The following is a 12,079-nucleotide window of genomic DNA, read 5'->3' on the forward strand; positions in this document are numbered from 1 at the left end:
GTCCTGGCCAGCTCCGGGACCCCGCCGGGCTCCCGGAGCTGGCCAGGACCGGCATCCCCGTGCCGTTGCCGCGGCCCGGTCTCACCGTGGCCGGCTTCCTGATCGGCGGCGGAGCCATGGTGGTCTGGTCCCGCCGGATGCGCCGCACCCGCCGCTGACTTCGAGCCGTTCAGGGCCGGGGCGTCCACCGGTGTTCATGTCCGTCTGCCACCATCGGGCCGTGGACTACCCGCACGACCAGGCACCTGGCGCACCGATCCGCTCCGGNNCCAGGCGCTGCGCGAACTGCTCCTGGAGGGGCGGCTCGCCCGGCAGGGCCGGGGCACGGTGGTCGCGGGCCCCAAGCTGGAACAGCCGCTCTCCCTCGCGAGCTACACGGAGGGCGTACGCCGCCAGGGGCGCACCCCGGGCCGCCGGCTCATCGGGCTGGAACGGTTCCCCTGCCCCGAGGCGCTCGCCGCCGAGATCGGGGTGGAGCGCGGGGAACCGGTCTGGCACCTGGAGCGGGTGCTGCTCGCCGACGACGACCGGGTCGGCCTGGAGAGCACGTACGTCGGTGTCGCCCGGGTGCCGGACCTGGCGGAGAAGTTCGACCCCGACTCGTCGTTCTACGCCTATCTGCACGACCGGCTCGGCATCTCCTTCGGTGACGCGGACGAGCGGATCGAGACCGTGCTCGCCACCCCGCGTGAGGCGCTGCTCATCGGTACGCCGCCCGCGCTGCCCATGCTGCTGATCCACCGGGTCTCACGGGACGCGGACGGGCAGCCGCTGGAGCGGGTACGGACCCTGTTCCGCGGCGACCGGTTCTCCTTCACCGCCCACCTGAGCGGACGCGGCTGACCCGGTAGGACGACCGGACGCCGGATCGACGCACGTTGATAACGGAAACATAACGGGTCTAGGCCAAATTTGGGGCCCAGTTCACCCTCCCGTTGCCGTACCGATCCGTACGGGTCACCCGTCCCGAGGAGCGTTGCCGTCGTGAGAGTCATCGTCGTAGGAGCCGGCGTGGTGGGAACCATGCACGCCTGGCACGCAGTGAACCGCGGCCACGAGGTCGTACAGATCGAGCGCGAGAGCGAGGCGCGCGGGGCATCGCTCCGCAATTTCGGACAGATATGGGTCAGCGGCCGGGCCGCCAGGAGGCCCCGCAGAAGGGCGAGGTCCTCGTCTCCTACGACGGCGGCGTGCCCGTCCCCGTGAAGACGTACACCTCGGACACCGTCTCGAAGACCGAATCGCTCACCCTCCAGGTCCCGGCCGGAGCCACCACCGCCCAGGTCCGGTTCCGGTACACGGGGGGCAACAACTGGTTCTGGGTGGTCGACGGTGTGAGGATCACTTCCGGCTGATCCGACACCATGGTCAGGTACCGGTGATCGGGCAGTACTCGCCGGTCGAACGGCAGCCTCAGAGGGGCCTCCCTCTTCCACCCCCCAACTGCCGGACCCTCTAAAATCGGGTACGCCGGCGCTGCACAACGCGGTGCCGCCGGCGTTCCCGCACCCGGCGTACGGCACATCAGGAGTCCCGCATGGCAGAGCGCAAGCCGATCTCGTCCTGGCTCACCGACATGGACGGAGTCCTCATCCACGAGGGGACCCCGATCCCCGGTGCCGATGCCTTCATCAAGCGGCTGCGGGAGTCGGGGCTGCCCTTCCTGGTCCTCACGAACAACTCGATCTACACCGCGCGCGACCTGCACGCCCGGCTCAAGCGGATGGGCCTCGACGTGCCCGTCGAGAACATCTGGACCTCCGCGCTCGCCACCGCCCAGTTCCTGGACGACCAGCGGCCCGGCGGCACGGCGTACGTCATCGGCGAGGCCGGGCTGACCACCGCGCTGCACGACATCGGCTACGTCCTCACCGACCACGAGCCCGACTACGTCGTACTCGGGGAGACCCGCACCTACTCCTTCGAGGCGCTCACCAAGGCGATCCGGCTGATCAACGGCGGCGCCCGCTTCATCTGCACCAACCCGGACGAGACCGGCCCGTCCGCCGAGGGCCCGCTGCCCGCGACCGGGTCCGTCGCCGCCCTCATCACCAAGGCCACCGGCAAGGCCCCGTACTTCGCGGGCAAGCCCAACCCGCTGATGATGCGCACCGGGCTCAACGCGATCGGCGCCCACTCCGAGTCCAGCGCCATGATCGGCGACCGGATGGACACCGACGTGCTGGCCGGCCTGGAGGCGGGCATGCAGACGTTCCTGGTGCTCACCGGGCTCACCACGGTGGCGGACATCGACAAGTACCCGTTCCGGCCGTCCACGGTCGTCGACTCCATCGCGGACCTGGTGAACCTCGTCGACCTGGGCTGATGCCCGGCGGGGGGCGGGGGAGCGTGCGCGCCGCGTACGCTCCCCCGCACTCCACCGGCCCAGTGCGGGGACCCTGCGGATGCGGAAAGCCGCCGCACGCGTGAACCTTCCATAAGGAGGTTCACGATGCGTTCAATACCCCTCACGGTCTGTGCCGCCGCGGTGGCTGCGGCGACCCTGATGTCTGCTTCCGTCGCCCTGGCCGATGCCGGTCGGGAGCAAGGCCAGGACTCGCGGTCCCGGGCCACCCTCTCGGTCTCCCCGTCCTCCATCGCCGCGGGCGGTGAGGTCGACCTGGAGATCGACGGCTGCAAGGGCAAGGAAGCCAAGGGGAGCTCCGACGCCTTCGTCTCCGAGGCGCGCTTCTCGCCCGGTGACGACAAGACGCTCTTCGCCAAGGCCCGGATCCGCGCCGATGCCGAGGCCGGCGACTACGACGTCCAGGTGATGTGCAAGGACGACAAGCGCACCAAGGCGTCCGCCGTCGTGACCGTCGTCCACCGCGACCGGCCCATGCCGGTCGCCCCGGTCCGTGCGGGCGGCGGCGGCACCGCCGTACTCGCCGGCCAGGCCGCCCATCAGGAGGGCCCCGGCACCGTCCACGCGCTGATCGGTCTCGGCCTGGCCGCCGTCGCCGCCGTCGCGGTCGCCCTCCGCAGCGTGCGCCGCCGCCGTCCGGTCATCGACTGACATGTCCTCCTCGAACCGTTCGACGGGGCACGGCAGGCTGCTCGCCGGAGTGGCCTGGGCCGTCATCCTGCTGGGCCTGTGGCTCTGGGGCCGCGGCATCACCGACGGCTCCGGCATCGGCTCCGCGCCGACCACCGGGGACGTCGCCGCGGTCGGACGCCCCCTCGGCGTACCGCTGCCCCCGGCACACGCTCCGATCAAGGGCGTGATGCCGCGGAGCGTCGGGATTCCGTCGATCGGCGTCGAGGCCCCCGTCGTGCCCCGGGGCCTGGACGAGGACGGGGCGATCGCACCGCCGTCCTTCGACACGCCCCAGACGGTCGGCTGGTACGGCAACGGCACCGAGCCCGGCGCCAGGGGACCGGCGCTGTTCGTCGGCCATGTCGACACCGAGACCAAACCGGCCGTTTTCTACGGGCTCAGTGCCGCCCGCCCCGGCGCCAAGGTCGAGGTGACCCGGACCGACGGCACGATCGCCGAGTTCACCATCGACGACGTCCAGGTCTTCACCCGGGCCCGCTTCAACGCCCAGAAGGCGTACGGCCCCCGCAAGGACGGCCGGGCGGAACTGCGGCTGATCACCTGCGGCGGTACGTACGACCGCGCCTCGCACTCGTACACCGCGAACGTGGTCGTCTCGGCGTACCTGACCGGCGAGAAGCCGGCCGGCGCCTGATCCCGGTGGTACGCGGCCCGGCCGGCCGCCCGGTTCTCCGGGCGCCGGCCGGGCCGGTCCTCGACCGCGGGGCGCGGGCCGCGGGAGTGGCCCGGCCCGGACACGGGAGGTCGTTGGCGTCCGGGTCCGCCGCACGCCCACTGTAGGACGCCGAACTGCCCGCACCCACCTGATTTCTGACGGTACGTCGATAACCAGTCACTCTCCGCGCGCGGTACAGGCCGGGCAGAGTGTGGTGAACCCGCGGTAACGGGTCTTCGGTGAAGTCGTGAGGGGCCCGGGCCGCTCCCGGGCCCTGTGCCAGGATGGGCGGCGATGCGACAGTGCACCGCCGTCGCACCCGAGGGGGAGTGGATGTACGGCAGCCACAACGGCCGGTTCGGTACGCGGGGAGCGGGCGCGGTCGTGATCGGCGCCGCGCTGCTGCTCGCGGGATGTTCCTCTTCCGGCGACGGCGACACGGGTTCCGGCGGTGGGGGGAAGAACCCCGCGGCCATCGGCCAGCAGCCCAAGGGCACCGATCCGTACTGGGTCAACCCCGACGGGAACGCCGCCCGGCAGGTCGCCCGGTACACCGAGGACGGCGACGGGAAGAACGCCGCCCTGGTCCGGAAGATCGCGCGGCAGCCGGTCGGCGAGTGGATCGGCCCGGACAACCCGGAGGCCGAGGCGAAGGGCTTCACGGAGGCCGCCGCGAAGGCGGACCGGGAGGCGCTGCTGGTCCTCTACAACATCCCGCACCGCGACTGCGGGCAGTTCTCCAAGGGCGGCGCCGCCGACGGCAACGCGTACCGCAGTTGGCTGGACGGCGTCGCCAAGGGCATCGGCGACCGCGGCGCCACGGTGATCCTGGAGCCGGACGCGGTGCTGCACCTGGTCGACGGATGCACCCCGCAGAAGTTCCACGAGGAGCGTTACGACCTGCTCAAGGGCGCGGTCGAGCGGCTCAAGCAGCTGCCGGGCACCCGGGTCTACCTGGACGCGGGCAACGCGGGCTGGCACACGCCGGACGCGCTCTTCCGGCCCCTCCAGCAGGCGGGCATCGACGCGGCCGACGGATTCGCGGTGAACGTCTCCAACTTCCAGACCACCGAGGTCAGCAAGGACTTCGGCAAGCGGCTGTCGGCGAAGGTGGGCGACAAGCCGTTCGTCATCGACACCAGCCGCAACGGCAAGGGCCCGTACACCGGCGGCGCCCCGGAGAACAGCTGGTGCAATCCGCCGGGACGGGCCCTCGGCGAGACGCCGACGACGTCCACGGGCGACGAACTGGTCGACGCGTACCTCTGGATCAAGCGCCCGGGGGAGTCCGACGGCGACTGCCGGGGCGGGCCGAAGGCCGGCGCCTGGTGGCCCGAGTACGCCCTGGGCCTGGCCCGCAGCACCACATAGGCAGGGCCCCCGCGCCGGGAGGTGCCTCAGGGCACCTCCCGGCGCGGGGTCTCGCCTACGGCACCTCCACCCACGTGCCCTCGGACGGTGTGCCCTTGTCGTCGGTGACGAAGAGCATGTACCAGCCCGACGGCACCAGCGCCCGGTTCTCCGGCACCGTCACCGAGATCCCGCCGTCCGTCTTCTTCAGGTCCAGCGCCACCGACCGCTGGTCCGTGTCCGTGACATGGGTGACCGCGCTCGGCCGCATCAGCTTCGCCGACTTGATCGTCGAGGCCTGGTTGGTGGTGAACACCGCGGTGGCGCCGCGCTGCACGCGCTTCGGCCCGGCGGTCAGCTCGGGCCGCGCATCGCGGTACAGGTACGGCGGGGTGTAGATCTCGATGCGCTGCTCGAAGACGCCCGGCCGGGTGTTCGCCTTGTCCGAGTAGAGCGAGTCCGAGCCGAAGATCATGACCCGGCCGTCGGGGAGGAGCACCGACCCCGAGTGGTAGTTGCGGCCCACCGCCGGGTCGGCGACCCGCTTGTACGAGTCCGACGCGGCCTCGTACAGCCGGGCCTGCAGGACGTTGGAGCCGCCGCGGCCCCGGTAGTCGTCGGAGCCGCCGGTGACCAGCAGGGAGTCGTCGGGGAGCAGGGACGCGCTCGGGTAGCGGGTGCCCTCGTCCAGGGACGCGCCGTCCTTGAACCTCGGGTCGGCGTCCGACAGGTCCACCAGCCGGGACTTCTCGCTGGACTTGTCGGACTCGCCGACGCCGCCGCCGCCGATCACCATGAACTTCTCGTCCTGGGCCGGGGGCAGCCGTACCGTCGCCGAGGTCTCCATCTGGTCCGGGTCGCTCAGGCCGGGGATCTTGGTGAACTTGTTCGTCGCCAGGTCCCAGACGCCGGGAGCGCGGCCGACGGTGGCGGGGCCGTAGCCCGCGTTCGAGCCGGAGTAGAAGAGCTTGCCGTCGTTGAGGAGGAAGACCGCCGGGTAGGTGGGGAACTTCCGGATGATGCCGGTGTACTCCCACTTCTTGGTCTTCGGGTCGTAGACCTCGTCCTTGCCGGGCACGATCTGCCCGATCTCGTCCAGACCGGAGAGGGCGAGGACCTTGCCGTCCTTGAGCGTGGTCAGCGTCGGGTACCAGCGGGCCTCGTTCATCGGGTCGACAGTGATGTACTTCTCCGCCACCGGATCGAACTCGAAGGCCTCCCGGATGCCCTGGAAGTCCTTCTTGTCGAGGGCGAGCTTCTGGGCGATCCCGTACACGTTGCGGGTGTCGGAGCCGGACAGGCCCGCTATTCGGTAGTTGTCCTCGGCGCCCGTCTCGTACTTCGTGCCGGACTTCTGCGCCTCGACGTAGATCCGGCCGAGTCCGGGGTCGTTGCGCAGGAACGCACCGGTGTTCTTGTCGAAGACCTTCTTGGCCTTCTCCACCAGTACGGGGTCCTTGGTCACGAAGGTCTTGCCGTTGCCCTTACCGGTGAACCTGGTGCCCGCCGGAAGCGTGATCGGCTTGTCCGGGTCCTCGTTGTGGACGATCATCAGGCCGCCCGCCTTGGTGACGTCGCCCTTGAGCTTCTCGTACTGCTTCGTACCGCCGGCTATGAGCAGTTTGCCGTCGGGCAGCTGGGTGTGACCGGCGCAGAACATGTCCTTGGGCGTGGGTATGTTTTTGAACTGGTTGGTCTTCGGATCCCACAGCACCGACCGGAAGCTCTTCGCGTCGAAGTTCTTCTGGTTGTTGCCCGAGCCCGCGACGAGCAGCACCTTGCCGGTGTGCAGCAGCGCCGCGTGGATCGTGTTGATCTTGTACTCGGACGGGATGTCCAGGAAGTCCCAGTGACCGTTGGCGGCCTTGTAGCCGGGCTTGTTGATCTTGTAGTCGTGGTAGCGCTCGGTGCTGAAGCGGTACAGCCACGGCCCGTTCGCTCCCGCGAGCGCGAGAACCACCGCCGTACTGATCGCCATGCGGCGGGTACGGCGGCTCGGACGGTACTTCATGGTTTACGTCCCCCAAGGGCGATCTGCATGGTCTGTTCGTTGCCCGCCCAGCCGGGGTCCTCCTGCTGGGCGTGGGCGGGCGGGCCGCTCGGCGGCGGTGGACCCGCGCGTCGCTTCTTCTTCTCCGCCCGCATGGTGTACCGCCAGCCGAAGATCGGGGCCGCGGTGATCAGCAGCGCCAGTGCCGCCCAGGTGAGCATCGCCGGGTGGCTGTGGCCGAGGAGGAACGAGGCCACGATCGAGCCACCGAAGACCAGGATGAAGAAGAGGTGGATGCGGAAGGTCCCCAAGAGGGTGTCCGGGCTGGAGGAGTCGCCCTTGGGCGTGACCACGAACGAGCTCTTGCGGCGCAGCACGGCGTCCATCAGCGAGCGTGCGTAGATCGGCGCGGAGAGCGCGGACATCATCATGCCGGCCAGCCCGCCGGAGCCCTCGGGCTCGTGCGGCGAGACGTTGTGCCGGCGGTTCCAGATGTACAGGCCGATCTGGAGCGCGGACGCGTTGCCGTACAGCATCATCCAGACGACCGGGTCGATCTGCACACCCGAGGCGCCCATGCCCAGGAACAGCGCGCAACTGAGTGCCGCGAGGATCCAGTTCATGGCGGACATCGGGTAGAAGATGATCATCATGGTGTAGTTGAAGAGCTTGCCCACGGGCAGGGAGTAGACGCCCTTCCAGTACTGCTTGAGGATCGTCTCGTACGTCCCGCGCGACCAGCGCAGCTGCTGGGTGAAGAAGTCGGTCCACGCGGTCGGGCCCTCGCCCACGGCCAGTACGTCCGGGGTGTACACCGAGCGCCACTTGCGGCCGGTGTGCGGGTTGCGGGCGCGGTGCATCTCGAAGCCGGTCGCCATGTCCTCGGTGATCGAGTCGTACAGACCGCCGATCTGCTTGAGGGCCGAGATCCGCACCGCGTTGCTGGTGCCGACGAACATCGGGGCGCCGTAGCGGTTGCCCGCGCGCTGGATCAGCGCGTGGAAGAGGAACTGCTGCGACTCGGCGGCCTTGGTGACGAAGGAGTCGTAGTTGCCGTACACCTGCGGGCCGATGACGAAGCCGACGTCCGGGTCGCGGAAGTAGCCGAGCATCCGCTCCAGATAGTTGGGCATCGGGATGTGGTCGGTGTCGACCGAGGCGAAGAAGTCGTACGTGTCGCCGTGCGCGTCGAGCCAGGCGTTGTAGTTGCCGTGCTTGGTCTTCGCGCGGTGCGGGCCCTTGGCCTGGTTCCAGTGCGCCACGCCCTTGCGGGAGAAGTGGTGCACGCCCAGCCGTTGGCAGACCTCCTTGACGGCGGGGTCGTCGCCCTCGTCGAGCAGCCAGACGTGCATCAGCCCGCGGTGACGGATGCGGACGGCGGCCTCCAGGGTCTTCGTCACCATCTCCAGGGGCTCCTTGCCCGGGACGAAGGAGGTGAGGAAGGCGACCCTGGTGCCGTTCTCCGGCACGACCGGCACCGGATCACGCGCGACCAGTGTGGCGTGCGCGTTGGACAGGACGTTCAGGGTGCGGAAGAGCTCGATCAGACCGATCGACACCAGCATCACGATGTCGAGGATCAGCAGCGTGTCGTTCTTGAGGTTCGGGTCGCGCTGCGTCCAGTGCTCGGGCTGCATCAGCCAGGCGAACAGGCCGAGCGAGACGAGCGGCGCGGCGCCCAGCAGGAGTGCCGCGCGTATCCGGTGCGGCTCCTGGGAGAGGAGCGAGCGGTACTGCACGGTGTACGGCTTGGCCGGATCGGGCTGGGTCAGAGGCCCGGCGAGCCGGCTGTAGTGCTCGTAGTCGTAGCGTGGCAGCGCCTTCTTCGGGCGCCGCCGGTGGCCCCCGGTTCGAAGCTGCGGGGGTATCCGAAGCTGCGTGGTCCGGGAAGGGTCGTTGTTCTGCCGGGCGCCTGGCGGCGTCGACGTCATGGGTCATCCCCCTGCACGCAGGCAGACTGCGTGGTCGGTCGGTCCTTTCGCCTGCCGCGTGTTCCCCCTGGAACGCGACCGACGGCTCAGTGGCGGGCCACCCTTCCTGAGACACGGAACGGCGCCCTTCCGGTTGCATGATGCCTGTTCGGCATTTGCTCATGTGCGAGGCCCCCACCTCGCACCGCGCACAACCGGAACATCCCCCTCTATTGCCCCCAACTGCTCGCGTCACCGGCCTGGTTGGCGCCGATGGCCCCCAGACAGGTTGGCCGACCCCGGCCGTGATCGCAAGGGTGAAACGGACGGTTAACCGCTCATACGCACGATTTGGGGGACCCTTGCGGCAAGGGGGTACAGGGGCGCAGGAGGAGGTAATTGGGGTGTCCGCGAAGCGCCCTCGCGCTCCCGCGTGACCGACTGGTGACTGTCTGTCGGGTGCGAGTGGGCTGTGCGTGAGCAAAGTATTCGCTATGTGGCACCTGTACGAGATGCCGGAGAACGGCCAAGGCCCCCTCGCGCGTGGTGAGGGGGCCTTGACTTTGCGTGCGCCGCCAGGGACTCGAACCCCGGACCCGCTGATTAAGAGTCAGCTGCTCTAACCAACTGAGCTAGCGGCGCCTGCTGACCTGGAGAACTCTACCCGATCCGGGGTGGTGCTCCGACCATTTCCCCTCCACCGCGGCCTGTCGGATGGTCGTTTTTTCTCTTCTATCCGTCAAAATGCGATATGTCAGGAGAGTTGAGACACTGACGCCCGTACAGATGCGTCCAAAGATCTTGACGACTGCGGAGGGAATCGCATGACTGTGCCGGCCTTCGAGGAGTACGTACCCGCCATCGACTGCGGCTGTGCGGGGTGCGCCGTGCAACGGCGCACCGCAGCAGCGGGACTGCCGACGCGGCAGGGAGGACATCCGGCCGCGCACGGCGCGCGGCGCGCGCTGGTGCTGGTCACCGCTGCCGGGGTGGTGCTGAGCGCCGGCCTGGCGGAGGCGGCGACCGCGGCGGCCGGCCCCGCCCCGGTGACCGATCCGGCTCCGGTGGCCGATACCGACCCGGCCGCCGGAGCGGTACCGGCGGACCTGGTCGCGCCGGCCGAACCGGGGGACGCGGCGGATCCGGCCGATCCGGGACCGGAGAGTCCGCAGGGCGGCCCCGGCCCGTTGCAGGGTGCGGGGGCCTCCGGCCCGCCGGCGGGTACGCCCACGCTGCGCAGGACCAGCCGGGCCGACATCATCAACCGGGCGAAGAAGTGGGTCAGCGCGCAGGTCCCGTACAGCATGAGCGCGTACTGGTCGGACGGGTACCGCCAGGACTGCTCCGGCTATGTGTCGATGGCCTGGAACCTGGCCGGCAACGAGTGGACCGGCAGCCTCGCCTCGTACGGCACGCGGATCGCCCGGGAGGAGCTCCAGCCCGGCGACATCCTGCTCTTCCACAACCCGGCCGACCCCGCGAAGGGCTCGCACGTCACGATCTTCGGCGGCTGGACGGACTACACGCACACCCATTACACGGCGTACGAGCAGACCACGCCGCACACCCGCAAGCAGACGACGCCCATGGCGTACTGGACCCACTCGGACAGCTATGTCGCGTACCGCTACGAGGGGCTGAGCACGGGAACCGGCGGCAGCGGCTCGTCGGCGACGTTCCCGGGGGCCGGAAAGTTCGGCCCGGGTGCGGACAACGCCTACGTCACCCAGCTCGGCACGCTGCTGGTCCAGCGGGGCGGCAAGCGCTTCTACAAGGTCGGCCCCGGCCCCGCCTGGAGCAGCGCCGACCGGCAGGCGACCGAGGCGTTCCAGAAGGCCCAGGGCTGGAAGGGCAAGGAGGCCGACGGCATCCCCGGCCCCGACACCTGGCGCCTGCTGACCACCAAAACCGGCCGCGACATCCCCGCCGCGGGCGGAACCGGCCAGGGCGGCTCGACCGCGGCGCCGGCCTTCCCCGGCCGGGGCCCATTCCGGTCGGGTCTGTCCAACAGCCATGTCGACAGGCTCGGGAAACAGTTGGTGAAGAAGGGGTACGGCACGTACTACCTGTCGGGCCCCGGACCCCGGTGGACCGAGGCGGACCGGCGCAATGTCGAGGCCTTCCAGAAGGCCCAGGGCTGGCGGGGTGCCCAGGCCGACGGCTATCCGGGTCCGGAGACCTGGCGGCGACTCTTCGCGTGACACGACGCACATGACGGAGGCGGGAATGCGATCCACGGTGTCGGACAGTTCCGGGAACCCGGAGAACAGGGAGAACCCGGAGAACTCGGGGTACGGCGAGGAGACGTACGGGGCGCTCCCGGTGCGGGAGTGGGCCGTACCGGAGCGGCCGGGGCGCGCAGCGGACGCGTCGGCCCGCGCGGACGGGGTGAGGGGGCCGGACCCGGTGACCGGGCCTGACGACTGGTCGGCGCCGGGACCGGGAGAGGGTTCGGGTTCCGGCTCGGGACCCGGCTCGGGACGTGACCCGGCTCACGGGACCGGCTCGGTGGCGGGTTCCGGGCCGGACTCCGTGGTCGACCTGGTGCTCGACCTGATGCCGGGCGAGAGCGGACGCGGGGGCTCAGCCTTCGGCGCGACCTCGGCGTCGGTATCGGTACCGGGCGCGGCCCCGGAACCGGCCCCGGCCCCGGCCGCTGACGCGGTCGCCGTGGAGGCGGCGGAGGACGCCCGGCCCGTCCGCGCACCGCAGGCCCAGGCCCAGCCGCAGGCGTGGACGCGGATCGCCCCGACCGCCTCCGCGCCCGACGCCGATCCGGCCGCTGGTCCCCACGTGGGTGAGGACGTGCGTGAGGACGACCGCGAGGACGGCCTTGAGGCCGTACGCGATCCGGGGCAACCGGCCCTGGCGGACGCTCCGTTCCTCCCCGGACCGGGGCTCGCCCCGGTCCGCCGGGACATCGGGCCCTCCCTCTCGCTGTCCTTCGGCGGCGCCGACACCGGCGAGCCCCACACCGCGGTGCGGGTGGACGCCGGCCGGCACCACTCGGTCATCGCCAGTGAGCGTGCCGCCTCCATCCCCGTGCACCTGCTCTTCCGCGACGATCCCGAGGCCGTCGCGGACACCATCGCGCTGCCCGCCACCGTCGTGCGACG

Annotated in this window: 9 protein-coding genes, 1 tRNA gene and 2 pseudogenes; 9 read left to right on the plus strand and 3 right to left on the minus strand. The window is 70.4% G+C overall.

Features of this window, described 5'->3' with window-relative positions; translation table 11 throughout:
• Window positions 1-204 precede the first annotated feature (204 nt).
• From J1C73_RS32055 to J1C73_RS32085, 7 genes and pseudogenes are all read left to right on the plus strand, one after another.
• Entirely contained in the window at window positions 205-843 is a 639-nt protein-coding gene (locus tag J1C73_RS32055; RefSeq protein ID WP_372446771.1) for a GntR family transcriptional regulator, read from the plus strand.
• A 141-nt stretch (window positions 844-984) separates the two neighbouring features.
• Window positions 985-1,140 (plus strand): annotated as a pseudogene (locus J1C73_RS32060) (FAD-dependent oxidoreductase); the annotation flags it as partial.
• Entirely contained in the window at window positions 1,122-1,355 is a 234-nt protein-coding gene (locus J1C73_RS32065; RefSeq protein WP_242645004.1) for a hypothetical protein, read from the plus strand. The pseudogene J1C73_RS32060 and the gene J1C73_RS32065, both read left to right, overlap by 19 nt.
• Window positions 1,356-1,537: 182 nt before the next feature.
• Window positions 1,538-2,326: an HAD-IIA family hydrolase gene (locus tag J1C73_RS32070; RefSeq protein WP_207319437.1), complete on the plus strand. Its 789-nt coding sequence runs from the start codon at window positions 1,538-1,540 to the stop codon at window positions 2,324-2,326.
• 126 nt (window positions 2,327-2,452) lie between these two features.
• Window positions 2,453-3,016 (plus strand): hypothetical protein, encoded by a 564-nt coding sequence (locus J1C73_RS32075; protein WP_207319438.1) that lies wholly within the window; start codon window positions 2,453-2,455, stop codon window positions 3,014-3,016.
• Window position 3,017: 1 nt separating this feature from the next.
• Window positions 3,018-3,692 (plus strand): class F sortase, encoded by a 675-nt coding sequence (locus J1C73_RS32080; RefSeq protein ID WP_207319439.1) that lies wholly within the window; start codon window positions 3,018-3,020, stop codon window positions 3,690-3,692.
• A gap of 354 nt (window positions 3,693-4,046) precedes the next feature.
• Window positions 4,047-5,084: a glycoside hydrolase family 6 protein gene (locus J1C73_RS32085; protein WP_207319443.1), complete on the plus strand. Its 1,038-nt coding sequence runs from the start codon at window positions 4,047-4,049 to the stop codon at window positions 5,082-5,084.
• A gap of 55 nt (window positions 5,085-5,139) precedes the next feature.
• On the opposite strand, the gene glxA is transcribed toward J1C73_RS32085, so the two are convergent.
• From glxA to J1C73_RS32100, 3 genes are all read right to left on the minus strand, one after another.
• Entirely contained in the window at window positions 5,140-7,074 is a 1,935-nt protein-coding gene (glxA, locus tag J1C73_RS32090; RefSeq protein ID WP_207319440.1) for a radical copper oxidase GlxA, read from the minus strand.
• Window positions 7,071-8,984 (minus strand): glycosyltransferase family 2 protein, encoded by a 1,914-nt coding sequence (locus tag J1C73_RS32095; RefSeq protein ID WP_207319441.1) that lies wholly within the window; start codon window positions 8,982-8,984, stop codon window positions 7,071-7,073. Before J1C73_RS32095 ends, glxA begins: the two co-directional genes overlap by 4 nt.
• A gap of 547 nt (window positions 8,985-9,531) precedes the next feature.
• Window positions 9,532-9,605, minus strand: a tRNA-Lys gene (locus tag J1C73_RS32100).
• 182 nt (window positions 9,606-9,787) lie between these two features.
• Here J1C73_RS32100 and J1C73_RS32105 point away from each other — a divergent pair.
• Together J1C73_RS32105 and J1C73_RS32110 are read left to right on the plus strand one after the other, a co-directional pair.
• Window positions 9,788-11,164, plus strand: coding sequence for a peptidoglycan-binding protein (locus J1C73_RS32105; RefSeq protein ID WP_207319442.1), 1,377 nt, complete (start codon window positions 9,788-9,790; stop codon window positions 11,162-11,164).
• Between the two features lie 25 nt (window positions 11,165-11,189).
• A pseudogene (locus J1C73_RS32110) lies at window positions 11,190-12,079 on the plus strand (hypothetical protein); the annotation flags it as partial.

The organism is Streptomyces laculatispora, from assembly GCF_017353455.1.
GTDB lineage: Bacteria > Actinomycetota > Actinomycetes > Streptomycetales > Streptomycetaceae > Streptomyces > Streptomyces laculatispora.